The organism is Enterovibrio makurazakiensis, assembly GCF_050336585.1.
In the GTDB taxonomy this organism is placed as follows: domain Bacteria; phylum Pseudomonadota; class Gammaproteobacteria; order Enterobacterales; family Vibrionaceae; genus Enterovibrio; species Enterovibrio gelatinilyticus.
Genome location: NZ_JAKJSE010000005.1, coordinates 250,854 through 276,108, shown reverse-complemented (window position 1 = coordinate 276,108; position 25,255 = coordinate 250,854). Strand labels below are relative to the sequence as shown.

The following is a 25,255-nucleotide window of genomic DNA, read 5'->3' as shown; positions in this document are numbered from 1 at the left end:
TGGCGCTTAAGCCTCTTCCAAATTACGGTACTGGCTGTTGCGTTTGGCTACGGATTGCAGAATGAAATACCCCACAACAGTGACCAACAAAGCGTTACCTGCGGCAATAATACAGAGCTGAATAAATACCTTGGTAAAGGGTTCTGCGTATAACAAGGTGTCCAAAAATGCTGAACAGCCATAACCCAATACATTGCCCAATAAAGCGAGCAGTGAGAAAAGTACGATATCTATCGTTGGGAAACGGCCATATTTAAGACGATTCTTAGTGAGCATAGGAAAGAGGCCGATGACCATACCCACAATGCCAGAACCCAATACCCAAGTGAGCCATACGCCCCATCCTGCGAAAAGGTCGGTAACCCAGTGACCGATAAAACCGACAAAGAAGCCAACGCCGGGACCAAAGAGCACAGAGAAAAGTGCAAGGATAGCCATTGCTGGTTTTAGCGTTGTATTGGCGAATACGGGAATACCAAACATGGGCAAACCGCCAATACCATAAAGTGCCGCGCCAATCGCAATGATAACGACAGTTTTCGCTGAAAAATTCATAGATAACCCTTGGTGCCAGAGTGCTTTAGTGCAACACCTGACACGAACTTGAATGCTTTGTTGATGTACTTCACAAAAATGAGGCGGGATTATATAGGATAACCGCCAAAAAAAGAAAGCTATCAGTCTAGACGTCTACAACGCTGTGTAAACCATGATAGACAGAATGCTGGTGGGATGAGCAATCAATGTTGGGATTGCGGGTTGTTTGGGAAAACGAGGAGCTGAAGGGAGAAAAACGAAAAAAGGCGCCGAAGCGCCTTTCTCGTAGTCAGTGTATTTTATTTGGCGATTTTTTCTTGCATTGCTTTCATCTCAACCGCTCGGCAAGCCGCGGCAGTGAAGACAACATCGGTTGAACTGTTCAATGCAGTTTCTGCCGAATCTTGAACCACACCAATAATGAAACCGACAGCAACAACTTGCATGGCGATATCACTTGGGATGCCAAATAGATTACATGCTAGTGGGATCAGGAGTAGTGAGCCACCAGCGACACCCGATGCGCCGCAAGCAGAGATAGCGGCGACAATGCTTAGTAGTATGGCTGTGGCTAAATCTACTTGAATACCAAGAGTGTGAACGGCCGCTAGCGTCAGAACGGTAATGGTAATCGCCGCACCACCCATGTTAATGGTAGCGCCAAGTGGAATGGAGACCGAGTAAGTGTCTTCATCCAATTTCAGCTTGTTACAAAGCTGCAAGTTGACTGGAATGTTCGCCGCTGAGCTGCGAGTGAAGAATGCGGTTACGCCACTTTCTCGTAGGCATTGGAATACCAACGGATAAGGGTTCGTGCGTGTTTTAACGTAAACGATGAGCGGGTTTATGACCAGTGCGATAAATGCCATGCTGCCCAGAAGTACGCTTAACAGATGCGCGTAACCGATCAGGGCTTCGAATCCTGTCTCTGCGAAGGTATTTGCCACAAGGCCAAAAATACCAATCGGAGCAAGTTTAATAATAAAACGTACGATGAACGATACACTCTCCGCAACGTCTCCGAATACGGTTTTGGTGGTTTCTGACGCATGATGCAATGCGATACCTAAACCGATTGCCCACGCCAAAATACCAATGAAATTACCTGTCATCAGTGCGTTAATTGGGTTGTCGACCACATTGAAAAGCAATGTTGAGATAACTTGAGCAATACCTTCCGGTGGAGAAATTGCTGCTGTAGATGCAGTCAACGTCAGCATGGTAGGGAAAATAAAACTCATGGTAACGGCTGTGATCGCTGCTGCAAATGTACCGACAAGGTAGAGCGCGACAATGGGACGCAAGTGCGTGTTTTGACCTTTACGCTGGTTTGCAATTGAAGCAGCCACGAGGACAAAGACAAGGATGGGTGCGACAGCTTTTAGTGCGCTGACGAAAAGGCCACCTAGAAAGCCAACGGCTTTTGCACTGTCTGGTGAAATGCTCGCCAGAACAACACCCGCAATAATACCGATCAAGATCTGGAGCACCAGACTTGAATTGGTCATGCGAGAAAGAGGGGAGGATATTTGCTTCATTTTTATCTCACTTCACTGTGTTTACCTGAGTAACCATCAGTTTCTGGTTACTTGGTTATAAAACCCAAGCCGTCCAAACGTTAATGATAAACATTTGGGTGTCGGGAAAGCTGTTAACGAGTGGTTAGCGTTAGGATTAAATCAGGTGAATGAGTGCTCTGTAAAGTGATAATTAGATCATAATCTTTTATTTTTATATCAACTCRTGATTTTGTGGTGAACAATAATTAATCTACGATGTAAAATATTGTCGTTATTATTGTATGGTTATTGTAAGCGCGCCAAAAAAAAGCACCTAAGATAAGGTGCTTTCTTTGCAGGTATTGAATGCTTATAAGATATTAAGATGACTAATAAATAACACGTCCTACCGCGTTAAGTATCTGGCTAACGCCTTTAGTAAAGTGCAATGGTGCATCAGCCACCGTGTAACATAAACAGCCATCACGGGTTTGCGGCGTATGATGATTTTCACTGTCCAAAAGGATGAAATCACCGGGTACATATTGGTCATGTTCATCTTCAAATTGACCACTGAGCAGCAGTGTCACTTCTATGCCTTTGTGTGTGTGGCTCGGCACTCCCCCATTCATCCCAATGTGAAGTAAGCTGGCGTGAGTGTTACCTTCATTCAATGGCAAACGTGCTCGGCTTATTGCACCAATACTGCTCCAGCCCAAATGATGATAACGACGCAATGCAGTTGGGAGTGTGTAACGCTCGCCAGCCACATCGATATTTGCTTCTGGTGAAGCGGAGACCAGTGTAATTGGCAATTGCTCATCGCTCATGATGGAGGCCATCATTGCTTCAAATTCATCGTTTTCTATCTCTTGCTGCTCATCGTCTTGTTGCGGTGCACTGAAAGCCAATTCTGCCGCTTGATTTTCAAACGCTATAAGTTTCTTTGCGCAAATCTCACACATTTCACTGTGTGCTGCGACTGCAATTGACATTGAAGCGGGGAGTGTACCCGCAGCGTGAGCGATTAGTAGCTCGTCGGCCGGGTGATACTTAATCATCATTCACCTCCAAATGAGTGCGCAGTTTTTGCAACCCCAAACGCAGGCGTGATTTTATCGTGCCTAAGGGGACATTAAGTTGAGCGGCAAGTTCTTGGTGGGTAAGTTGCTTGATATAAACACCCTGTACCACTTGCTTTTGAAGATCAGGGAGTAAATCAATATACGAAAAAAGCTGAGTCTGTAATTGATTTTGAAGTGCATCGTCTTCTTGGTCGCCGGACTCTCCGTCAATGAGTGGCCAAATATCACCACTCAAGCAGTCTTCGCGATTACTCTTCACTTTACGAAGCATGTCGAAGCTCACGTTACGCATAATAGTGAATATCCAAGTGGATGCGCCACCTTTTGCACCATTATATAGGTGAGCTTTACGCCACACCAAAAGCATAGTTTCTTGAACCAGCTCAAGGGCTTGCCCATCGGCTCGCAAGTGCCTAAGTCCGTAGGACTTCACCTTTGGAGCGAAATGCTTGAACAAAGCAGCATAAGCGGACTGATCTCTGTCTTCCGCGACACGATGAAGTAATTCAGCCAGATGTTCCGGAGAGTTTGCTGACATAGTGTTTTTACTACTCGGACTGTTTATTGATTTCCTAGTATATGTGCCTTCGACCAATTCCATGATGATTGAATCCTAAAATTGCAAATAGAATCATGACTTACATAACGAACCGCATCAAAAAATGGATCACTCTTCTCGAATATTTTCTTCTTTTAATAAAACAGAGATGAACTGTTTGGCTTCTTCGAGATCGGTTTGGGCAATAAACCATTGTCTTTGATTATTGGCGAGAGGCAGCACCTCTAGCCATCGTTGGCATACCCAGTTCAGGTCATCAAAGTGTCGTTCAGAACCATATTGAGCGGCGTGTTCTGGGTGTGCTTCAAACAGTGCTAACAGTGCGTCACCGAGAAAGTCTGGGTGTTCTCTGCTGGCTTCCCAGGTGGGTAATGCTTCTGCGTCTGCCACCCAAAGCCCATCTGCTTCTTGCCCTATGTTCGACAGTTTCACTCGCTTTATCCCTTTGATGGTCACCCCAAGCAGACCATCAGGCAAGGTTTCGAAATCGATGATCTTAACGTGGGTACCGAAGGAACAAAGCGAATCACCTTCTTTCATTGCCAACACGAATCCTTGATTATCTTTCATTGATTCTTTTACAAGCCTCACATAGCGAGGCTCAAAAATGCGCAATCGGCTTACACCTTCGGGCAAAAGAAACAGGGGTAGTGGAAATAGACCTAATTGCATTTATACCTCCATAAATCGTATTCAAATTTACGGGGAGAAAGCACTTGTCGATCACATTAGGTCCACCAATGCGTTGTTAATTGCATCAATAAGTTGCTTTAGCTGTGCTTCGGTCATGTCATATGGGGGCATGATGTAAATGAGTCTACCGAAAGGGCGGATCCAAACTCCTGATTTAACAAAGTGTTCTTGAATGGTTGCTACATTAACGCTGTTATAGGTTTCTACCACGCCAATCGCACCCAACCAACGCACGTCCTTCACGCAATCTAGGTGGCGAAGTTGAGGAAGCAATTGCGAAAGATGGTGCTCGATACCTAGCACTTTTTCTTGCCACGGCGTTTCTAGCAGTAGCGACAAACTTGCATTGGCAACCGCACTGGCAAGCGGGTTTCCCATAAATGTGGGGCCGTGCATAAAGCAGCCAGCTTCACCACTACATACCGTGTCGGCAACATGTTTGGTGGTGACTGTCGCTGCCATTGTCATGTAACCGCCAGTTAACGCTTTTCCTAAGCACATAATGTCGGGTGAAATCCCTGCATGTTCACAAGCAAAGCGTTTTCCTGTTCGTCCAAAGCCTGTGGCTATCTCGTCACAAATGAGCAAAACGCCATGTTTATCGCAAAGCTCTCGAACGCGCTTTAGGTAGGTTGGGTGGTAGATACGCATTCCACCTGCACCTTGCACGATGGGTTCTAAGATCACGGCGGCAATATTCTCGAGATTGGCTTCGAGTTTTGTTTTGAAATCGGTGATGTCTGACTCATTCCACTCATCATGGAAACCGCATTCAGGAGAGTCTGCAAAAATGTGTTCGGGTAGGAAGCCTTTATACAGTTTATGCATTGAGTTATCTGGGTCAGTGACAGACATCGCTGCAAAACTGTCGCCGTGATAACCGTGACGTAGGGTTAAGAAGGTCGACTTTGGCTTGCCCTTGGCGTGCCAATATTGCAGCGCCATTTTTAAGGCGACTTCCACTGATATGGATCCTGAGTCGCACAGGAACACTTTTTCTAGTGGTGCGGGTGTCATCTCGACCAGTTTTTTGCACAAATTGATGGCGGGGTCGTGCGTGATGCCACCAAACATAACGTGCGACATTTTACCCACTTGCTCTGTAATGGCTTGATTTAAAACAGGGTGATTGTAGCCGTGAATTGCGGCCCACCAAGAAGACATGCCATCGAGAAGCTGTGTGCCGTCTTCCAAATACAAGTACATGCCTTCCGCACGAGAGACCGGATAGCAGGTTAATGGGTTAAGGGTTGACGTATAAGGGTGCCATATATGGTCACGATCAAAAGCTAAGTCCATGTTCAAATAATGTCCAGTTGTAAACCATGCATTGTTGTCAATGTTGACATTGTAAGGGTAGACCTTACACTGAACAAGTCATCAATCTCCAAATGACATCGATATACAGGACAAGCGAATAGAGATTGGCAGGTTGCTGGGTATACGCGTTATTTAATCAAGTTGAGGTAATACAGGTGGAAGTTCGCCATAACTGGACTGTCGAAGAAGTACAGGCCCTTTTTGAAAAACCGTTTATGGATCTGATGTTTGAAGCACAACAGGTTCACCGACAGTATCAAGCGCTCAATCATGTTCAGGTCAGCACATTGTTGTCGATTAAAACTGGAGCTTGCCCTGAGGATTGCAAATACTGCCCTCAAAGCGCGCATTATCGCACTGATGTGGAAAAAGAGCGTCTGCTCGAAGTAGAACGTGTGCTTGATGCCGCAGAAAAAGCAAAACACTCTGGCGCGACACGTTTTTGCATGGGCGCGGCGTGGAAGAATCCGAAAGCTCGTGACATGCCTTATCTAAAAGAAATGATTCAAGGCGTGAAAGGCATGGGTCTTGAAACTTGCATGACACTTGGCATGTTGACGCCTGATCAAGCGGATGAGTTGGCGGTAGCGGGTCTCGACTACTACAACCACAACCTTGATACCTCCCCAGAATACTATGGCAATGTGATTACAACTCGCACCTACCAAGACCGTTTAGATACGCTTTCACATGTTCGCGACGCGGGCATGAAAGTGTGTTCTGGCGGGATCATCGGATTGGGCGAAAATGCCCGCGATCGTGCAGGCCTGCTGGTGGAATTGGCTAATTTACCGCATCACCCTGAAAGTGTGCCAATTAACATGTTGGTTAAGGTGAAAGGCACGCCGTTAGAAGAAGTCGAAGATGTTGACCCGTTCGATTTCGTCCGCATTATCGCTGTTGCTCGCATCATCATGCCGGAATCTGCGGTTCGTTTATCGGCAGGGCGCGAAAATATGAATGAACAAATGCAAACGTTGTGCTTTATGGCGGGTGCTAATTCTATTTTCTACGGCTGTAAGCTGCTTACCACCCCTAACCCAGATGAAGATGCAGATATGCAATTGTTCAAAAAGCTGGGTGTCAACCGTGAGCAGGCCGTACAAAAACCAGATGAAATTCAAGAAGAAGCGTTGCTATCTCAAGTGGCTGAACGCGTGGCTTCTCGTCCAAGTAAAGACGACCTTTTCTACGAAGCCAACGTCTAAGAGCGCGTAAACCATTATGCGTCAAGACAGTCATCTACAACGACGTATCGAGCAAAAGCTCGATACGCGTCGTCAGCAGAAATTGCTCCGAAACGTCAGCGCTTTCCATCATCAAGATGGAAAGCTCTTTGACACCGATAACCAGCCTTACGTGAATTTCTCAGGCAATGACTACTTGGGGTTGGCGCACGATCCTTCCGTGATCAAAGCGTGGCAAGACGGTCTGGAGCAATTTGGTGCGGGCAGCACGGCATCACCATTAGTGACGGGGTTTACCCGCGCTCATCAACATCTAGAACATACGTTGTGCGATTGGTTGGGTTTTGAGCGTGCACTCTTGTTTAACAGCGGCTTTTCGGCTAATCAAGCGGTGATTTTTTCGTTGCTTGAGAAACAAGATATTTTACTGCAAGACAAACTGAATCATGCGTCGTTGATGGAAGCTGGGATGCTGTGTGACGCAAAAATGCAGCGCTTTCCTCACAACAACATCAATAAACTCAAGTCACTGCTTCAGGCCAATGAGCAAACACCAGCGCGCTTCGTGGTGACAGAGGGTGTATTTAGCATGGATGGAGACTTGTCTCCGTTGGCAGAAATAAGAGCCGCATGCGATGAGCATGATGCGTGGTTAATGGTTGATGATGCACATGGTGTGGGTGTGTTGGGTGACGAAGGGCAAGGAAGTGCACACCTTGCCAATGTGAAGCCTGATATTTTGGTTGTCACCTTTGGAAAGGCGTTTGGAATGATGGGTGCGGCAGTGTTGTGCAGTGAACAGGTCCATGATTACTTCACTCAATTTGCTCGGCATTACGTTTACTCAACCGCTATGCCGCCCGCTCAGGCACATGCGCTTTCTCATACTCTCTCGATGATTCGCACGCAATCTTGGCGTCGTGAAAAGCTATCTGCATTGTCTGATTGCTTTCACAACGAATTAAAAAACTGTACAGAGGTGGTAGACACCATAACGCCAATCAAACCTGTTGTACTTGGGGACGTCGAAAAAATGCAGTTGGTCGCATCCAAGCTAAAAAAGGATGGATTTTTAACTGGGGCGATTCGTCCACCCACCGTACCCGTAAACACAGCACGTCTTCGAATCACTTTATCGGTAAATCAATCTGAAACGCAGGTAAAAGACCTCGCCGTTTTACTCCGTCGTTGTATTGAGGAGGGCGAATGAGCCAAGCAGTATCATTTCAACTCGAGGCTTCTCTCTTGGAGAGTGAAGAAAAATCCGCTATTAAAGACGCGTTCAGCCGCGCGGCCACGACCTACGATAAAAGTGCTGCTTTCCAGCGTCGAGTGGGTCATGAACTCATGGCTCAAGTATCGGAGTGGCAGAATAAGACTGTCCTCGATTTAGGCTGTGGGACGGGCTACTTCAGCGAAAAAATAGCGCTTAAAGGCGCTCATGTCATTGCGCTGGACCTATCAGAGAAAATGTTAGAACAGGCCAGAGTAAGGTGTGGCAATACGCTACAGTACCTCTCTGGTGATGCAGAATCACTTCCGCTTGCTGATGACAGTGTGGATTTGGTGTTCACATCTTTGGCTTTGCAATGGTGCAATGATCTTTCTGTTCCATTACGTGAAATGAGACGGGTCGTAAAACCTGGTGGGACTATATTGTTTTCGACCTTGCTTGACGGTTCGCTGTACGAACTGAAGCAAGCATGGTGTGAAATTGATGCGCGTCAACACGTGAATACTTTTCTAACGCCAAACCAGATAAATATTGCGCTTGCGCAAGCTGGCATCGTAAATCACCACATAGAATGCCAAACGTTAACGGAGAGATATCCGTCTGCACTGGCGCTAATGAAAGACCTCAAAGGTATTGGCGCCACACATTTATCAGAGGGTAGAGAGGCGGGATTGGTTGGCAAGCGAACCTTTATGGCACTAGAGAATGCATACAGACAATTTCAGTTAAGTGAAGGAATCGTACCCGCAACCTATCAAGTTTGCTTTGGAGCGATAAAGAATGACTAAAAGCTATTTCGTGACAGGCACAGACACTGAAGTAGGAAAGACTGTGGCTTCAATGGCCATCATGCAAGCAGTCGCGAAAGCAGGCTATAGCGTGGTTGGTTACAAACCCGTAGCAGCGGGCAGTAAAGAAACTGAAGATGGACCGATGAATTCAGATGCCATTCGTCTTCGTGAATGCACGACGGTTGATGTGGACTATGAAGAAGTTAATCCAAGCCTTTTGCATGCTGCCTGTTCACCGCATATTGCAGCAGAGCTAGAAAATACCACTGTGGATTTTGCTCAGTTGAGCCGAGGGTTGAAGAACATCCAAACCAAAGCTGATTTTACGTTAGTTGAAGGTGCAGGTGGCTGGCGAGTACCTGTGAGTTACGACAGCACGTTGGCGGATTGGGTTGGGCAAGAGAAATTGCCTGTTATTTTGGTCGTAGGGATAAAACTTGGTTGCTTGAACCATGCCTATTTAACGGCAGAAGCCGTTCGACGAGATGGGCTAGAAATTGTTGGATGGGTGGCTAACAGAGTCAATCCAGGAACAGAGCACTACAGCGACATTGTAAAGACATTGGAGCATCACTTGGGCGTTCCTAAATTGGGGGAGATCCCTTACATGCCTGCCATTAAGTCGAGAGATTTAAGCGGCTATATCGACATTAGTCCACTAGGATTGTCGCCTGTTTAAGGGTTCTCGCCAGGCTAAGGGCTGTTACCTGCTGTCAGCATGAAAAAAGCCAGCGTTAGCTGGCTTTTTAAACGTTCTAGTCAAAATTCCGATGACATTACACGTGGTAAGTCATGATCAATTTCGAATTATTTGTCTTCTGACAGCAGTCCCATCAAAGACTCCTGCACATCTGAAATTTGTTTAATCTTTTGGTTCTCGTCATCGGCGAGTCCTAGCTCAGCACAAGCTTCGTCGAAGCTCATCCCTAAGTGACAGCAAAGGATATCGATTGCGACGCGATAATTTTCTTTGTCAGCCATTGTTTTCTCTCCTTAGAAACGCACTCACTATGGAGCACTTAAACGCATCAAATGAGGCGCTCACCTTTTGAACACACATTATTCTTGATTGGCTATTATTTCAACTCGACCAAAGTCTAATTTCGTCTTGAAACCTAGACCGTTCACTATCCTTTTTAAAAATAGCATAAGCAGCCCGTTACAATAATTTACGTTTGAATTTGCTACGCAGGCTTGTTTTTCGACAGTTTGACCCTACTATCACACCCATAGCGCTTCAATCATTCGGAGACAAATTCAGTAATGAAACGCATATCTTTATTTTTGTTAACCAACCTAGCGGTTCTTTTCGTATTCAGCATTGTGCTGAATATCGTTTATGCCGTGACTGGCATGCAACCAGGCAGTTTGTCAGGTTTACTTGTGATGGCAGCTCTGTTTGGTTTCGGTGGCTCGTTGATTTCACTCTTTATGTCGAAATCAATGGCACTGCGCTCTGTAGGCGGTCAGGTCATCGAGCATCCACGCAATGAAACTGAGCATTGGTTGATGAACACAGTGAGTCGCCAAGCACAGACAGTAGGCATTGGTATGCCGACTGTGGCTATCTATTACTCAGATGATATCAACGCATTCGCAACGGGCGCCAAGCGCGATGACTCTCTGGTTGCTGTATCGAGTGGCTTGTTGGAAAACATGACACGCGATGAAGCAGAAGCAGTTCTCGCTCATGAAATTAGCCACATAGCAAATGGTGACATGATCACCATGACGTTAATGCAAGGTGTGGTGAATACCTTCGTTATCTTTATTTCTCGTTTGATTGCAGGTGCAATTAGCGGCATGAATAATAACGACGAAGAAGGGGAGAGCGGTGGTAGCTTTATCACTTACTTCCTTGTGTCATCAGCGCTAGAAATCGTTTTTGGTATGTTGGCGAGCATTCTGACCATGTGGTTTAGTCGTCATCGCGAATTCAAAGCGGACGCAGGATCTGCCCATTTGGTGGGTAAAGAGAAGATGATCGCGGCGCTAGAAAGGCTAAAAGTGAGCCATGAAAGCCGCTTAGAAGGTTCTATGATGGCGTTTGGTATCAATGGTAAAAAGTCTTTGAGCGAACTGTTCATGACTCACCCACCGCTGGATAAGCGCATTGATGCACTTCGTCGTGGTGAGCACTTGTAATTAGACTGTCTTAACGCTAATAAAACGCCTCCATTTACTGGGGGCGTTTGTATTTATGTCTCGTCGAAAACTATATTGGACTAATGTTACTGATAACAAGATCGGATAATACCTTGATGTACGGGTATAAACCCTCAACAAATCAAAGAGGTAACAATGAATCCTGTAGGATGGTTTGAAATTGCTGTGACTGATATGGAGCGTGCGATTACGTTTTATGAAAATGCGCTTGGAGTGAGTCTGGCTCGCAAGGAAATGGGCGGCACACAGATGGCTTGGTTTCCTGTCGAAGAGGGCAACGCTTATGGTGCAACCGGGACGCTTATACAAAGTGCAGACTGTTCTCCTGGTTCTTCATCCACTGTGATCTATTTTAACGTTAATAGCATCGACGATGTGATAGCGCGTGTGGCAGAGAGCGCTGTTTTACACCCTAAAACCCAGATAGGCGATTCTGGGTTTTATGCGCATATAGAGGACAGTGAAGGTAACAGAGTGGGTATACACTGCCATTGATCTTTTGTTTGTAAAGTTAGGCAAACAAACATAATTGACAGCGAAAGCGCTGTCTTTTGGCGATCTCTGTAACAAATGAGCCTAATTATTGAGCGGTTTTCTCTGGGCACGCGTTAGCATTATCGGATAACGTTCAGTGTACAGATTTGCACGGTTATGCTTTTGCATATGGTGCATTGGCCAACAACCAGGGAGGGGCATGTTAAAAGTCATCAAGTTTTTTTTTACCGCTGTGATTTTGCTTGCTCTTCTCGCTACTGCGTTGGTTTACGGAGCACTTGCTCTCAGTCTTCCTGCATTAACCGGCGTGTCGACGGTTGATGTTCTCTCTGATACCACTTATTTACAACGTGATGACTTAGGCACGGCTATTGTTGTTGCCCAAAATCGAGCGGATGCATCTTATGCGTTGGGTTATGCACACGGCCAGGATCGCTTTTTCCAAATGGATTTGCTCAGGCGAAATGCGGCGGGGGAGTTATCTGAATTTTTTGGTATAGCGGCTCTTCCACGTGATGAATTAACGCGTTTTCATCTTTTTCGAAAACGCAGTCGTGACATTGTGAATCAATTACCTAGTCAGCATCGCCAACAGCTTGAAGCGTATGCGAAAGGGGTTAATGATGCGGTGTCTCATTCCACTTTCCCATCGTTTGAATATTTGGTCACCCAAACTGATCGTGAGCCATGGTTGCCTGAAGATTCACTGCTCGTAATATTTAGTATGTACCTTGATTTGCAAGGACGAAGCCTAAAGCGTGACCTTACCTTTGGTGTAATTGAGGACCATTTTGGACCCGAAATGGTGACTTTTTTGTCACAGCCCAGTAAATACCAAGCCGCTTTAGACGGCAGTCGGTTCGAACTAAAAAAAGTCGACATTCCTTTACTACCAACTCAAAGCGTTAGTGCCGCACTGGTTCATGATATTGATGAGTCCCCGCTTGTTGGCAGTAACAACTGGGCCGTAGGAGGTTCGCTGACTCGTAATGGGCTAGCGATGCTATCTGATGATATGCATCTAGGTATTAATGTTCCCGTAATTTGGTATCGGGCCCAACTCAATTATCAACAAGACGGAAAACCTCTCCAAATAACAGGTGTCACATTGCCGGGTGCGCCCGCCGTAGTTGTCGGCGCGAATGGTCATATCGCATGGGGATTTACTAATGGGTATATGGATACGGCCGATTGGTATGAGTTGGGAGCCGAAGATAAAACCACTTTTGTCTTGGAAGATATTCCAACTAAGCAAGGTAACCATAAGTACCTCCTTGAAATGAGTGAAATTGGGCCTGTTACCATCTTGGGAGGGAAAAAATATGCACTGTCTTGGGTGGCTTATCAAAAGTATGCCGTTAATTTGAATCTGCTGAATTTAGAAACATCAGAAACGGTAGATGCGGCATTATCCGCGTGTAAAGACGCGGGTATACCCGTGCAAAACATGGTGGTCGCGGACAAAGAAGGCAACATTGGATGGCAAGCGACAGGTGCGATCCCTGACAGGCGTATGCCTGCACAAAGGCCACTACCTGCCTCCCAATATGATCTGGCATGGCATAACCAAGCGAAAGATGTCCCGTTTGTGGTGAACCCCAAACGCTCAATGGTTTGGACAGGAAATAGTCGAGTCGTTAGTACAAAACAAGATGCGCGATTTGGTAATGGAGGATATGCATTGGGGGCTCGCAGCGCTCAAATTAAGCAGCGTTTGTTTGAGAAAGATCTTTTTGACCCTGAAGATTTCTATCGCATTCAATTGGATAACGAAGCATATTTTCTTGACCGCTGGCATACCGTTTTACTGGCCGTGCTGCAAAAAGATACGGCTCGCTTTGCCGAAGATATTAAGGAGGTCGAGAATTGGCAACGCTGTGCATGTGCTGACTCTGTGGGTTATACCCTTGTAAGAAAATATCGAGATGCGTTAATGGATTCGCTTTTTGCGCCACTAGAAACGCAACTGACAAAAAGTGATCTCAGCTTGGGTGTGTTAGAGCGGCAATTGGAGCCTGCACTCTGGCAGTTGGTTTCAGAAAAACCGGAAAGTTGGCTTCCCAATGGTCAGGGTGATTGGGACGTATTTTTTGCCGATACGTATGAGAAAATGCGCGACGATCTCATGCTGAAAATGACGGACCATGTTGACGGCTCCCTTCAGGCGCTTCGATGGGGCGATGTAAACCAGTTAAACGTTCAGCATCCATTTAGCCGACAAATTCCACTATTGAGCTCGTTATTGGATATGCCTAAAGCACCAGGGTTTGGTGATAGGTATATGCCAGCTGTCCAGGGCCAAAGTTTTGGCGCGTCGCAGCGGTTAATTGTTCAACCGGGAGACGAAGTTAATGGCATCCTGACGTTGCCTGGTGGTCAGAGTGGTCACCCTTTATCTCCTTTTTATCGTAAAGGATTCGATGAGTATATCGAGCAAGCGTCTACACCCTTGTTGCCCGCCCAGCCGATTTACCAAATTGTATTCACACGACATCAGTCATCAAGCATTGATCACTGAGCCTCAGATCCCTCCCTCTTAACGTCTAATATTCTCCTAGTAACAGAAAGCAAAAGTGCAAAGAGAGAAAAGGTATTGTTGCGAGTAGAATATAGGGAATAGCACACAAGTGTCTGATTAGTTAACATTAATCAATCTAGATAATTAATATAAATATCATTGTGATGCGAAGGTTTTTGTATGTCCGTGTCGATAGTGAGACACAAATATATGCACAAACATAAGTTGCTGTAAATAATCAATATATCAAGTAACGCAAAGATGAGATTGTCACTTTTTTTTAGAGGGGTGACCAATAACTCAGTCATTTTAATTCTTAAGAGTTTAAATTATGAATATTCTTGTTTGCGATTCGGGTGATTCAAAATTGATATTTGGTGCCAATACTAAGTCTCAAGAATGCCCAACCAAACTTCGGGTATTTGATATGCAATTTGACTCCTTTCAACACGCTTCTCGTTGGCTAGATCTTTCGACATTTGGTCCAAAGCCAGCACAAGCTGAAGCACTTAACAATAAATACGCTAAGGCCTGGTTTGACGAGCAAATTGCTCTTCCAATCAGTTCCCATGTGTCTCAATGTGAAAAGCAGTTTATTGCACAAGGCTTTGGCAAAAAACCGTCACGCTCAACACGTATTCGAGCTTGGTTAGATATCGCACTGTATGGTGAAGACCAGCTCAGGCAGCGTGTTGGCTATGCGTTAAGCCAAATTTTTGTAGCGTCAGATCAAGACGCAACCTTGATTAACCAATCAACCGCGGTCGCTAACTATAACGATTTACTGTGTCAGCACGCTTTTGGTAATTATCGCGAATTACTTAAAGCTGTTTCTTTGTCCCCCGTGATGGGTCAATACCTGACTATGGTAGGGAACAAGAAGGGTGACTCTGTAACGGGCAGACGGCCGGACGAGAATTATGCGCGTGAAATTCTACAGCTATTTTCGATAGGGCTTTATCAGCGCGAACTTGATGGTAGCTATGTTTTAGATGGCAGTGGTTCGCCGATGCCGTGTTATGACGAGAAGGATATTCAGGAACTGGCTCGCGTGATGACAGGTTGGAATTTTTCTGATTCTGAATTTATCTCGCCAATGATCAGTCATGAAAACGACCATGATCGCGGTGAAAAATTCATTCTAGGGCATCGCTTTCCGAAGAACATATCGGCAGTAAAGGAAATGGATATGGTGATGGACATTTTGCTTCATCATCCATCAACAGCCCCAAATATTTGCAGGAATATCATTCAAAGGTTGGTCACGTCTAATCCATCATCGGATTATGTTCGCCGAGTCTCCGAAACCTTTGTCGACAATGGAGCGGGTGAAGCCGGCGATTTAAAAGCCGTGATTTGGGCGGTGCTCACCGATGATGAAGTCTATACGGCACCTTCACAATCAATGAGTAAAGTCAGAGAGCCTTGGTTAACTCTTATTGCAGTATATCGTGCTCTTAACGCTCAACCGGGTGGCGGTAGCGAAGTTGTAGAAACAGATTTGGTGTATTTGAAAACCTGCAATCAATACCCACTTGGTTCCCCTTCCGTGTTTAATTTCTATTTGCCGGATTATGCGCCAAAGGGTGTGGTATCTAATAACAACTTGGTGGCGCCCGAACTACAAATCATTGATTGGGCGCACATTATCAATGTCCATAATTTCATATATGGAATATTAAGATTAAACCTTCAGGATGTGAAAAAGCCCTCAAACAAACAGCTGTATATCAATGTGGAAATTTTCAAGAGCCTTATTGTTGAAAAAGACATTGATGGATTCCTACAAGAAACGTCTTTGCGATTTTTTAATGGAAATATGCCAGAACCACTGAAACACGTTATTCGAGAACAATATAACGGGATGAATCTTGACCCAGGTAAATGGGTGCAACGTCTGTTATTCCTTGCATTGTCCTCACCATATTTTCATGTTCAGGAGAATCGCGCATGAAACTGACTCGACGCCACTTCATCAAAACAGTAGGCGCTGCAAGTGCCGCGGCTTCAGCTCCGTTCAGTTTTAGTACTTATGCAGAAAATGCCGACGACTACAAAGCCCTCGTATGTGTCTTCTTAAACGGGGGCAATGATTTTTTCCATCAAGTGCTGCCGCTAGATAGCTCAAACTACAACAAATTCGCTTCGTCACGTAAAGGCATTGCCGTTCCTCAGCAATCCGTATTGCCAACACACATTGTTGATAATCATGGCGTTGGCTACGGTGTTCACAAAGCGCTGAAGCCACTAATTCCGCTCCTTGAAAAAGGGAAAGCGACGTTTGCCGTCAATGTTGGACCTTTGCTCGAACCTACGAATAAAAATGACATCGTGAGTGGTCAGGCATCATTGCCGCCATATCTGTTTGCACATAATAAACAACAAGAGGTTTGGCAGCACAGTTGGTTTGGCGACCATTATGGTGATCACGGCTGGCTGGGCATGTCTATGGATGTCATCGCAGATGAAATGTCCAGCATGCCAAATTGCTTCTATTCGGGGCCAAATACATTGCTTGATGGTTTCAGTAACGACACCATGTTTCTAAATAGAAATGGTTTTGAAGAACTGCATGCACTCACGAGTGCAGTCGTTCGACCTAGTTATGAATCAATGGCAACACAGCATTATGATTCACCTTTGGTCGCAGGCTACGCGGAAATGGTTAAGCAAGCCATGAGTGCGCAGGAACAAATGGCACCTGTCGTTGACTCGATTCCACAGGACACACGCATTCCGGCTTCTGGTCTTGGGTCGCAATTACGTGCGGTAAAGCAAATGATTGAAGCGGCACAGATGTTGGGACACAACCGACAAGTGTTCTATGTCTCTATTGGAGGCTTTGATACTCACGATAATCAGGTGAATCGACAAGATGAACTGATGAAAGAGTTTTCAGAAGCTATTGCGGGTTTCTATGAAGCACTAGAAGCTGAAGAGCTGACTGACAACGTGATGACATTTACCATGTCAGAATTCGGTCGAAGCATGCACGACAATGCGAGACAAGGCACTGATCATGGTTGGGGTGGTGGGCAGTATATATTTGGTGGTCACACTCACGGCGGACACTGTTTTGGTCATTACCCTGATTTCACTCGCAATGGTCAAGATGATAATGGAGACGGTAGGTTGATACCTGCCATTGCTCATGAGCAATATGCCGCTTATATGGTGCAATGGTTAGGGTTGAGCAACGGTGCTCTCAATACCGTATTTCCATCATTGTCAGCGCTTGGTGGACCAATGAAAGTGCAGGGATTGTCTTAGGGCTTTTTGCCCTCAATGATTCACACTGCCCAGAAAGCCAGAGTTGATTTGCTCTGGTTTTTTGTCTTTGGCATTGTGCTCGGCATCTTGAGGTTGCTTAAGTATATTTCTAAGCCGTAAATAGATAAGTTATACGAGTGATGGTGGTGTGTGATTCACAATTGAATCGTTCATTAATCAATCAAGAAAACGGCAATGGCTAGAAGTTGGAAAAGAATTACCCTAATATTTTGTCCTCTTCACCAAGTAGTAAGGATAGTGGCATGAGTGAAAGCTGGGATGATATGGCAGTAGGATGGGACAGTAACAAAGCTGTTATTGCCTATTCGGACAAAGCCACCCACTCATTAGGTGAGGTATTAAAGACGAAAGGTCTTACGATTTTGGATTTTGGTTGTGGTACTGGGCTGATGACAGAAAAATTGTCACCAGACGCAGCGTCGATTACCGCCATCGATCCTGCTCGGAAGATGATCAGCGTGCTTAACGCTAAAGAGTTACATAACGTGACAACCATCGTCGGCGTTGTTGATGAAGCTTTTGTCAGAGAGTGCCGTCAGGCTGGAAAACGTTTCGATTTAATTGTTGCGTCTTCTGCATTGGCATTTGTGGCTGACTATTCAGAAACGATTGCTTTGTTAGCTATGCTGTTGGCAGACAAAGGGCTGTTAGTGCAATGGGATTGGGAAAAGAGCGAAGATGAAGGCGCCGGCTTTACGACGAGTGAGGTTCAACAGGCGTACAGTGAAGCAGGTTTGAATCTGATTTCGACCACAAACCCTTTCAGTATGGGTGACATGCGGGTGTTAATGGCTGTTGGTCAGCGTACCGATTAAACGAAAAAACCGCCTCAAAGGGCGGTTTTTTTATGTCTTCTACAACATCGCGTTGTCATTGATTTATTAAGCGGCTTGCGCATTATCTTCAAACGGAACGCGATTTCCATTCCAGCTCAGTGCTAGGCCCAAGCCCACACTTGCAGCCGCGCCCATCATCACTGCAGATACTGTTAGCAGACCGCTGATAGCCAACGCAGACACAATGCCACTTGCAACAAAACAAATCATGGTTTGCAGGAAGTTAAGTAAACCTGCTGCTGTTGCGCTGCAGTGTTTGAACTCTTCCAGTGCTTTGTTAACAACGATTGGGTAAATAGCACCGTTTGCTGCTGCCAAAAAGCAGAATGGGATCAGTACAGGCCAAATGTTTGTTACATCAGTTTGCCAAGACACCACAAAAATAACGGCAACACTTGCGATGAACAAGCCAACAAACCAAGGCAAAATCGTTGCGCCATCAAATTTGTTTAGCAGGGCACGACAGCTATAACCACCAACAATAAAAGCGATAGTCTGTGGTACATAGCTCATACCAATGTCTGCGCCGCTGTAGCCCATTTCCGTCATGACAAACGGAGAACCCGTTAACCATGCAAAGAAAGCCGCTGAACAGCCAGCAAACACCAGCATGTTACCGATAAACTTGCGAGAGCTAGCAATGTGCTTGTAGTCGCTGACGAGCTTTGTCGTGATCTTCTCGTCACTGTTGATGACTGGCGCACTTTCTTTTTGGCGTAAAGTGGCAACCACCAACAATGCACCAAGGCCAACCAAAACAATGAAAATGCTACGCCAGCCAAACTGTGCTTCAAGACCGGCACCCAATAATGGTGCAAGTGCTGGAGATAGGGCGACTAACGGCATAATGGTAGCGAAAACACGTTGAGATGTTTTGCTGTCGTAACGGTCGATCACCACGGCTTGCCAGATCACTGACGCACTGCATGCACCCAACGCTTGAACAAAACGTGCTGCGAGGAAAACTTCAATGCTATCAGCCATAAAGCAGGCGATAGTAGCCACGCTGAACAACGCCATGCCACCAACCAACACCTTGATACGACCAATGCGATCAGAGAGCGGTCCGTAAACGATTTGACCCAATGCCATGCCCAACAGGAACACGGTAAGTGACAGGCCAATCATAGATTGCGATGTGCCCATCTCAAGACGGATGTTTTCAAAAGCGGGTAGGTACATATCAGTTGCTAAAAAGCCGAGCATGCTCAGGGCCGCGAACCAAATCATTGTTGTCATTGGAACAGAATTTTTCATTTCAGTTGTCCGTTCATGTTTCTTGGGTTTACTTTGTTTCGAAGTGTAACGGTAGCGAAAAGCGGTGTGAAACGTTAATATTTACACATTGCTATCAAAAAATTTGATTCGAATGCTTGGCAAGCAATCTTTGTCAGTCTCAGTGGGATGTGAAAAGGTAAATATTATGTTTTCTTATCAAGATCTTCAGGTCGTCGATGCAGTAGCGCGCCGAGGGAGCTTTTCAGCAGCTGCCGAAGAATTGCACAAAGTACCGAGTGCCGTTAGCTACACCATTCGGCAAATGGAAGACAAACTTGCTGTGAATTTATTTGAGCGATTGCATCGCGCTGTCCGTTTGACGCCCGCTGGCGAATTTTTTGTGATTGAAGCGCGTGAATTAATGAAGCGTATGGAAGAAGTTCGAGAGCAGACTCAGCGTGTTGCCAATGGCTGGACGCGGAGTGTGTCGCTCGCGCTTGATAATGTGGTGCGTGAAGACCGCGTCGATTCATTGGTTCGCGATTTCTATGATGCATTCCCTGATGTTGAGCTTCTGCTAACGATGGAAGTGTTCAATGGGGTATGGGATGCCTTGGCTTATGACAGAGCAGACATTGCCATTGGAGCCACGGCTGCCGTGCCTGTTAGCGGTAACTTAAGCTATCGCGACATGGGTATTCTAACGTGGCGTTTTGTTGTCTCTAAAGATCACCCGTTAGCCAATATGAAAGAGCCACTCAAGAGTGACGTGCTTCTTACCTATCCAGCAATTTGTTTGGAAGATACCTCTCGCATACTCCCAAAACGTGCGACGTGGTTGCTGGATAACCAAAGGCGTTTAACTGTTCCTAATTGGCATAGTGCAATTCAGTGCTTTCGAAGCGGGTTAGGGATAGGAGCTATGCCATCTCATATGGCAGAACCTTACTTGGCTTCCGGCGAGTTGGTTGAGAAAACCTTGGTGGAACCGCCCGCTAAGAGTCCTTGTTGCATTGCTTGGCGTTCAGACAAAGAGAGCCCAGCAGTAAACTGGATCCTTGATTACCTTGGTGATGCAGATAAAGCGCATAAGGAGTGGCTTGAGTAGAATGCACTGCATTAGTATCTGTGAATCTGGTGATCATGCTTGACATTGTTACAGTCGGTCGCGTGTTTGAGTCATTAAAATTAGGGTCTGGCTAGTTGTTCGGGTAGTTTGCCTCATGATTGTCTCTAATAAAGAGTTTCACGCCTTGGTCGTTAATATCTACGAAGCGGCCGCAGAGCCTGATAAGTGGCCACAGCTTGCCGCAGCAATAGCGGAGTCAGTTGAAAGGTCGGCTTATAAAGATCTTGAGAATCAACCAGATAAACTGTACGGCAATATCTCTTCACCCCATCAGTCCTCCCAACTTGCGTCACTCCAGAAAACACTTCACCAGATTTCACCATTGACATTACCTAGTGATCAGGAAGTGGTGGATTACAGTCAGCCGGAGTTTGATGCCATCCTGCTTCGATATTTTCAGAGCGCCATTGGTATCGCTCAAAAACTGAATGCGCAGGAAGCCTACCGTCAGGTAATGTCGTCAGTACTCGACCAGTTACCCATTGCATTAATGATAATTACGAGGGAGGGAGAGATTCTAGAAAGTAATGTTCTGGCCACAGAAATGCAACACTCAGAGAGCTTGTTGGCAGTCAGAGAAGGAAAAGTAGACATTCGTGATAGTGACAGCAGAGCCAACTTGTTCCGAGCAATACGGAATGTTGCAGCGGGTGTCAGTGAGAGCTCAAGCGAAGTATTAATGCTCGGTTCTCAGAGTCATCCTCTTGATAAATTGATGGTGCTACTTAGTGCAATTCAAGGGGCAAATGATGAAGGTGGCGCTCAAAATATCGCCCTGTTTCTTTCTAGCCCGAGGAACCAACCTGTATCAATACCCTTATCGATTGCCAAATACTACGGATTGACTAGAAAGGAGAGTGAAGTGGCCTCTTATTTGGTAAGAGGTTTCTCAGTAAAAGAAATCGCCGATGAAATATTTGTTTCAGAGCACACTGTCAGAAGCCACCTGAAAGCATTGCTGACGAAAACGGAAACACAGCGACAGACAGAATTGGTTCGCATGTTATTGGTGGGGCCGACCCCCCTTTTTGACGAAGTCACGCGTTTCGCCAGTGACAAAGAGCGATTCAACACTCAGGGCCTTAAAAAATTCTTAGTAGATAAAGAACGAGTGATTGCGTACCGAGAGTATGGTCCGGCAGATGGGCCTCCTTTACTCTATCTTCATTGTGTCATTGGCTCGGGTAATGAGCTGGAAATGATGCTAAGCGAGGCGGAAATGCAAGAGTTGGGATTTCGCATCATTGCGCCTGATCGCCCTGGATATGGCAAATCAAGCATGAGTAAGTCCATTTCTTTTGAAGCGTTTGCGCATGATCTGAACCGATTACTCGATCATCTCGGTATCCGTTCTGTTTCAATCTTAGGTTTCTCTATGGGCGCTTTGTATGGATGTGCTCTGGGCGTTTATTACCCGGGACGTGTTAATAAAATTGTCGCAGTCAGTGCAGGATTGGCATCGACGGAAAAAGAAGAGTTTGACCAAATGAATTCGTTGTGGCGAATGAGTAATTTAATGGCCAGAGATATTCCCAAGGCCTATCGCATCATTGCCAATTTAATGTTCATTGCTATTCGAAAGAACCCCGAAAAAGTTTACGAACTTATCGCGACAGATACTGTTGGTAGAGAGGCTGAACTCTTTGCAAACGAATGTTTCAAACAACGCTATTGCCAATATTTGGAATATTCTCTGCAGCAAGGCTTATATGCATTGTGTCGTGAGGTAGAGCAGCTGATGCGCGAATTGAATTTCGACCCATCGGAGATTGCTGCGCCCGTGGTGCTTTGGCATGGATCAAGTGATATGCATGTGCCCATTTCCGTTGCGAGACGTTTTGAGCAACGACTTCTTAATGTGGAGTTTCGTGTTGAGCATGGCGCTAGTCATTTCTTTATTTTCTACAAATTACGAGAGATTTTGGAGTTGGAGTTCAAATAGCACGCCAGTGAGGTAGATGGCGCCGAGCAGTGCATCAGAATTAAGAACAGTGAGAGCGAAGAAGCAAGATCACCGAAAAATACCTCAAATGGGGGAGGTATTGAACCTTGTTCCTTAACACAGTGTTGTTTCCAGCTAATGGAAATCAAAATGCTGTTGTAAGGAGACGCAAAATGAAATTCGCGAATACACTGACTTTCAGTGTCATTGCAATACTTGTTCTTTCAGTATCAGGGTGTTCTGATAGTGATTCAGGCTCATCGAATTCACCCCCCCAATCCCCGAAACAGAACTCGGTAACAGGGAAAGTCGCTGACGGATATCTGCAAGGCGCCACAGTTTGTTTTGATATGAACCGTAACTTTGTTTGTGATGGAGATGAAACAACTGTTACGACCGACGAAAGTGGCAGCTATACGCTTTCGGTACCCGAAGATGTTAGCCAAACTTATCCTATCATTGCCACTGTGTCGCAAGCGACCATTGACCAAGACACAAATGCTCCCGTTCGCAACGCTTACACGCTGGTTTCGCCACCAGGAAGACACGCTTTTGTTAGCCCAATAACGACGTTGTTGGCTTTACAAAGTAACGGTTCGTCTGACGAAGCGCTGAGTCCTAGAGTCAGTTTTTTATTGAACCAACTTGGATTATCTTCTGATGTTGATCTGTTTGCTGACTACATCGAAAAGCGCGATGACGAAAGCTATCGAACCGTTCATCAAGCCGCTCAATTGGTAGCACGTGAACTTGGGGCAGCATTGACAACACTACATCAAGGCGAGCGCGGTGCCGTTGCATCCCCAGAGGAACTGACAGTTGTTACTGGAATATTGGCGACAGACCTAGATGACTACTATGAGCTCTTCACGCTGTCCGACGACGATTTTGATGCCGATGCATTTGCGCTGAGCCTAGAGGGAGAGTGGCAAGAATTCTATTCGGGCATTCGTGATGACTTTGACACCGTCCATAAAAGTATAGTGTCATACATTGGTAAGCCTATATTGATTGATGTAGGGGTGTATCGAGAGCGTACTGCAAATGGCGAAGTGACGGAAAAAATTGAAGTGCTTTTTGCTGCTGATGTTGCGCTAGGAAGGGACTACAACCTCATTGTAAGATCGGGAAGCGGCTTAGAGCACAAGTTCTCACAAGCCGATATAAAGGAGCAATCCTCTTCTTATCTCTTATATTCCTTGTCATTTCCTGCGGGTGAAATTGCAGACGGTTACTATGATTTCTATCTCGAAAACAGCAATGACATGTCAGAGCAAACTGCCATTGCAAGCATCTATTTTTCGTCTAGCGAGTATTTTCCTGAAGCACAAAAAGAAAATTGGTTACCCAATGGCAATTTACAGTTGGTTAAAACGCCTTATGGCGAATCACAAATTAGCTTCCCGACGGTAAATGATGAACTATTTGTTCGGATCTCACTTCGAAATCCACAAGGAGACATGTATTACCAATCTGATTTTGAAAGGGGCATGTCTTTCTATCTTAAACCAACATCAGACGTCGATGTTGTAGCTGGTAGCACACTGAATGTAGAGGTATCAGACAATGACGAACGGTTTGGGCGCAATTTTGTTTCTCACCTATATTCCGCTCCGATAGTCAACGCAACATCGCAATCAAGCGTGACGTTCTCCCGTATCTATAAACGTTGGCGTGAGCGGGACACTGAAACCACGTCCAGCTATGTCTGGCAGTTTAATGCGTCGCCAATGGTACAGGATGAAAAAGCATCGCCACTCGTCCCACTCGCTCGCAGTATCGAGATCGATTACTTCGATAGCATGGATCAGCAGTACAAACGAGCCACCACACATGATTTGGATTACAACCAAATCATGGCGCTGGGTGATGATTACTATGTGGACGATGAAGAAAATGGATTGACCTTGTCGAACTCACTAGATGCAGAGCTTTATCAGGATCTTGAAGTGAATTTCCTCGATGCCTTCTATCAGTCCTCTAGCGAGATTCCATACGCCATGTACCGAATCCGTGTAGTTGATGGCCAAGGTGAAACATCGGATCACTATGACTACTTCCGCGGAGGAGAAAGCGGTTTTGATCAAATGATAGCCGAGAATATCAAACATTCTAAGAGTGATGATGGGGAATGGTTGATACTGGAAGCGCCCGATCTGGAGCTCTATGACGAGGTCTACTATCAGTTCAATCTTTATGTGAATTACACGAAAGATGGCGATAGCCGGGAATTGTTTGTTATCAATACACCGAGAACAGCATTGCACCGCATTTTTTGGCGCTTTGACGATATTGATGCAGCAATGGCGAGCTTTGCCGATGAGTATGAACCTGACTCTGTCGAGTCAGTCGTTTTAAGAGCAAGTGCTTGGGATAGCAAGTCTAACTCCCTTATCGACACGCGTTCAGAGTCCAAATCCATCAACGTGTCGAATTTGTTTGATCTACAGGATCTCTAGATCTTAATCAGTAAAGCCGCGTTGTCAGCGCACCAATGTCTGCACAGCAATGTCTGCACAGTAATGTCAGCGCGCGCTTTACTACCGATAGTATTTCTTTTCACCAAATTGAAGTTATTCATGTGTATGGAGTAAGGTGATTTCGCATATTTGAATCAAATGTAAATCGTGTTTTTTAACCAGTATTTAAATTCAGGTTTTATTTTAATAATTAATTTAAAAAGGCTGGATTTCTATTTTAATCGCTAAGTTGTCCTATTACGTTTACACGAAAGTAACGTTCATCAATGTGTTAA

The 25,255-nt window shown here is 45.5% G+C and carries 21 protein-coding genes; 13 read left to right on the top strand and 8 right to left on the bottom strand.

Going from position 1 to position 25,255, the window contains the following annotated elements:
- Positions 1-6: 6 nt before the first annotated feature.
- From L4D06_RS03420 to bioA, 6 genes are all read right to left on the bottom strand, one after another.
- Positions 7-555 (bottom strand): ECF-type riboflavin transporter substrate-binding protein, encoded by a 549-nt coding sequence (locus tag L4D06_RS03420; protein ID WP_429737873.1) that lies wholly within the window; start codon positions 553-555, stop codon positions 7-9.
- Positions 556-836: 281 nt separating this feature from the next.
- Positions 837-2,075: a serine/threonine transporter SstT gene (gene sstT, locus L4D06_RS03415; RefSeq protein WP_274165405.1), complete on the bottom strand. Its 1,239-nt coding sequence runs from the start codon at positions 2,073-2,075 to the stop codon at positions 837-839.
- Positions 2,076-2,425: 350 nt separating this feature from the next.
- Complete coding sequence (locus L4D06_RS03410; RefSeq protein ID WP_429737901.1) at positions 2,426-3,097, bottom strand: ChrR family anti-sigma-E factor; 672 nt, start codon at positions 3,095-3,097, stop codon at positions 2,426-2,428.
- Positions 3,090-3,722 carry a sigma-70 family RNA polymerase sigma factor gene (locus L4D06_RS03405; protein WP_429737872.1) on the bottom strand — a complete coding sequence of 211 codons (633 nt, stop codon included), beginning with the start codon at positions 3,720-3,722 and terminating at the stop codon, positions 3,090-3,092. The genes L4D06_RS03410 and L4D06_RS03405 overlap by 8 nt, the downstream gene beginning before the upstream one ends.
- A 66-nt stretch (positions 3,723-3,788) precedes the next feature.
- Positions 3,789-4,352 carry an LON peptidase substrate-binding domain-containing protein gene (locus L4D06_RS03400; protein WP_274165402.1) on the bottom strand — a complete coding sequence of 188 codons (564 nt, stop codon included), beginning with the start codon at positions 4,350-4,352 and terminating at the stop codon, positions 3,789-3,791.
- A gap of 51 nt (positions 4,353-4,403) precedes the next feature.
- On the bottom strand, positions 4,404-5,672 hold the full coding sequence (bioA, locus tag L4D06_RS03395; RefSeq protein ID WP_429737871.1) for an adenosylmethionine--8-amino-7-oxononanoate transaminase: 1,269 nt from the start codon (positions 5,670-5,672) through the stop codon (positions 4,404-4,406).
- Positions 5,673-5,848: 176 nt separating this feature from the next.
- Here bioA and bioB point away from each other — a divergent pair, with 176 nt between their 5' ends.
- From bioB to bioD, 4 genes are read left to right on the top strand one after another with little or no spacing between them, the layout of a single operon-like run.
- Positions 5,849-6,901, top strand: coding sequence for a biotin synthase BioB (bioB, locus tag L4D06_RS03390; RefSeq protein WP_429737870.1), 1,053 nt, complete (start codon positions 5,849-5,851; stop codon positions 6,899-6,901).
- Between the two features lie 16 nt (positions 6,902-6,917).
- Complete coding sequence (gene bioF, locus L4D06_RS03385; RefSeq protein WP_429737869.1) at positions 6,918-8,090, top strand: 8-amino-7-oxononanoate synthase; 1,173 nt, start codon at positions 6,918-6,920, stop codon at positions 8,088-8,090.
- Positions 8,087-8,902, top strand: a complete 816-nt coding sequence (gene bioC, locus L4D06_RS03380; protein ID WP_274165398.1) for a malonyl-ACP O-methyltransferase BioC — start codon at positions 8,087-8,089, stop codon at positions 8,900-8,902. Before bioF ends, bioC begins: the two co-directional genes overlap by 4 nt.
- On the top strand, positions 8,895-9,584 hold the full coding sequence (gene bioD / locus L4D06_RS03375) for a dethiobiotin synthase (RefSeq protein WP_429737868.1): 690 nt from the start codon (positions 8,895-8,897) through the stop codon (positions 9,582-9,584). The genes bioC and bioD overlap by 8 nt, the downstream gene beginning before the upstream one ends.
- A gap of 128 nt (positions 9,585-9,712) precedes the next feature.
- Here the strand turns inward: bioD and L4D06_RS03370 are convergent, their stop codons facing one another.
- Positions 9,713-9,886 carry a hypothetical protein gene (locus L4D06_RS03370; protein WP_028025297.1) on the bottom strand — a complete coding sequence of 58 codons (174 nt, stop codon included), beginning with the start codon at positions 9,884-9,886 and terminating at the stop codon, positions 9,713-9,715.
- A 282-nt stretch (positions 9,887-10,168) separates the two neighbouring features.
- On the opposite strand from L4D06_RS03370, the gene htpX reads away from it, so the two are divergent.
- From htpX to L4D06_RS03340, 6 genes are all read left to right on the top strand, one after another.
- Positions 10,169-11,050 carry a protease HtpX gene (gene htpX / locus L4D06_RS03365; protein WP_274165396.1) on the top strand — a complete coding sequence of 294 codons (882 nt, stop codon included), beginning with the start codon at positions 10,169-10,171 and terminating at the stop codon, positions 11,048-11,050.
- A 156-nt stretch (positions 11,051-11,206) separates the two neighbouring features.
- Entirely contained in the window at positions 11,207-11,566 is a 360-nt protein-coding gene (locus L4D06_RS03360; RefSeq protein ID WP_429737867.1) for a VOC family protein, read from the top strand.
- A gap of 199 nt (positions 11,567-11,765) precedes the next feature.
- Positions 11,766-14,084, top strand: a complete 2,319-nt coding sequence (locus L4D06_RS03355) for a penicillin acylase family protein (RefSeq protein WP_429737866.1) — start codon at positions 11,766-11,768, stop codon at positions 14,082-14,084.
- Positions 14,085-14,415: 331 nt separating this feature from the next.
- A complete protein-coding gene (locus L4D06_RS03350) occupies positions 14,416-16,038 on the top strand; it encodes a DUF1800 domain-containing protein (protein WP_429737865.1) in 1,623 nt (540 codons plus the stop codon).
- A complete protein-coding gene (locus L4D06_RS03345) occupies positions 16,035-17,354 on the top strand; it encodes a DUF1501 domain-containing protein (protein ID WP_429737864.1) in 1,320 nt (439 codons plus the stop codon). The genes L4D06_RS03350 and L4D06_RS03345 overlap by 4 nt, the downstream gene beginning before the upstream one ends.
- Before the next feature lie 263 nt (positions 17,355-17,617).
- Positions 17,618-18,190 carry a class I SAM-dependent DNA methyltransferase gene (locus L4D06_RS03340; protein ID WP_429737863.1) on the top strand — a complete coding sequence of 191 codons (573 nt, stop codon included), beginning with the start codon at positions 17,618-17,620 and terminating at the stop codon, positions 18,188-18,190.
- A 66-nt stretch (positions 18,191-18,256) separates the two neighbouring features.
- On the opposite strand, the gene punC is transcribed toward L4D06_RS03340, so the two are convergent.
- The gene (gene punC / locus L4D06_RS03335) at positions 18,257-19,549 is read right to left on the bottom strand and encodes a purine nucleoside transporter PunC (protein WP_429737900.1); all 1,293 of its coding nucleotides are present in this window, start codon (positions 19,547-19,549) and stop codon (positions 18,257-18,259) included.
- Positions 19,550-19,634: 85 nt separating this feature from the next.
- Here punC and punR point away from each other — a divergent pair, with 85 nt between their 5' ends.
- From punR to L4D06_RS03320, 3 genes are all read left to right on the top strand, one after another.
- Entirely contained in the window at positions 19,635-20,537 is a 903-nt protein-coding gene (gene punR, locus L4D06_RS03330; protein ID WP_274165390.1) for a DNA-binding transcriptional activator PunR, read from the top strand.
- Between the two features lie 115 nt (positions 20,538-20,652).
- Positions 20,653-22,500, top strand: coding sequence for a bifunctional helix-turn-helix transcriptional regulator/alpha/beta hydrolase (locus L4D06_RS03325; protein WP_429737862.1), 1,848 nt, complete (start codon positions 20,653-20,655; stop codon positions 22,498-22,500).
- A gap of 173 nt (positions 22,501-22,673) precedes the next feature.
- On the top strand, positions 22,674-24,959 hold the full coding sequence (locus L4D06_RS03320) for a hypothetical protein (RefSeq protein ID WP_429737861.1): 2,286 nt from the start codon (positions 22,674-22,676) through the stop codon (positions 24,957-24,959).
- Positions 24,960-25,255: the final 296 nt, after the last annotated feature.

What these genes read in the sequence shown, in the direction of transcription:
- L4D06_RS03420 (WP_429737873.1), bottom strand. Translation starts at nt 555, where the DNA reads ATGAATTTTTCAGCGAAAACTGTCGTTATCATTGCGATTGGCGCGGCA.
- sstT (WP_274165405.1), bottom strand. Translation starts at nt 2,075, where the DNA reads ATGAAGCAAATATCCTCCCCTCTTTCTCGCATGACCAATTCAAGTCTG.
- L4D06_RS03410 (WP_429737901.1), bottom strand. Translation starts at nt 3,097, where the DNA reads ATGATTAAGTATCACCCGGCCGACGAGCTACTAATCGCTCACGCTGCG.
- L4D06_RS03405 (WP_429737872.1), bottom strand. Translation starts at nt 3,722, where the DNA reads ATGGAATTGGTCGAAGGCACATATACTAGGAAATCAATAAACAGTCCG.
- L4D06_RS03400 (WP_274165402.1), bottom strand. Translation starts at nt 4,352, where the DNA reads ATGCAATTAGGTCTATTTCCACTACCCCTGTTTCTTTTGCCCGAAGGT.
- bioA (WP_429737871.1), bottom strand. Translation starts at nt 5,672, where the DNA reads ATGGACTTAGCTTTTGATCGTGACCATATATGGCACCCTTATACGTCA.
- bioF (WP_429737869.1), top strand. Translation starts at nt 6,918, where the DNA reads ATGCGTCAAGACAGTCATCTACAACGACGTATCGAGCAAAAGCTCGAT.
- bioC (WP_274165398.1), top strand. Translation starts at nt 8,087, where the DNA reads ATGAGCCAAGCAGTATCATTTCAACTCGAGGCTTCTCTCTTGGAGAGT.
- bioD (WP_429737868.1), top strand. Translation starts at nt 8,895, where the DNA reads ATGACTAAAAGCTATTTCGTGACAGGCACAGACACTGAAGTAGGAAAG.
- L4D06_RS03370 (WP_028025297.1), bottom strand. Translation starts at nt 9,886, where the DNA reads ATGGCTGACAAAGAAAATTATCGCGTCGCAATCGATATCCTTTGCTGT.
- htpX (WP_274165396.1), top strand. Translation starts at nt 10,169, where the DNA reads ATGAAACGCATATCTTTATTTTTGTTAACCAACCTAGCGGTTCTTTTC.
- L4D06_RS03360 (WP_429737867.1), top strand. Translation starts at nt 11,207, where the DNA reads ATGAATCCTGTAGGATGGTTTGAAATTGCTGTGACTGATATGGAGCGT.
- L4D06_RS03355 (WP_429737866.1), top strand. Translation starts at nt 11,766, where the DNA reads ATGTTAAAAGTCATCAAGTTTTTTTTTACCGCTGTGATTTTGCTTGCT.
- L4D06_RS03350 (WP_429737865.1), top strand. Translation starts at nt 14,416, where the DNA reads ATGAATATTCTTGTTTGCGATTCGGGTGATTCAAAATTGATATTTGGT.
- L4D06_RS03345 (WP_429737864.1), top strand. Translation starts at nt 16,035, where the DNA reads ATGAAACTGACTCGACGCCACTTCATCAAAACAGTAGGCGCTGCAAGT.
- L4D06_RS03340 (WP_429737863.1), top strand. Translation starts at nt 17,618, where the DNA reads ATGAGTGAAAGCTGGGATGATATGGCAGTAGGATGGGACAGTAACAAA.
- punR (WP_274165390.1), top strand. Translation starts at nt 19,635, where the DNA reads ATGTTTTCTTATCAAGATCTTCAGGTCGTCGATGCAGTAGCGCGCCGA.
- L4D06_RS03325 (WP_429737862.1), top strand. Translation starts at nt 20,653, where the DNA reads ATGATTGTCTCTAATAAAGAGTTTCACGCCTTGGTCGTTAATATCTAC.
- L4D06_RS03320 (WP_429737861.1), top strand. Translation starts at nt 22,674, where the DNA reads ATGAAATTCGCGAATACACTGACTTTCAGTGTCATTGCAATACTTGTT.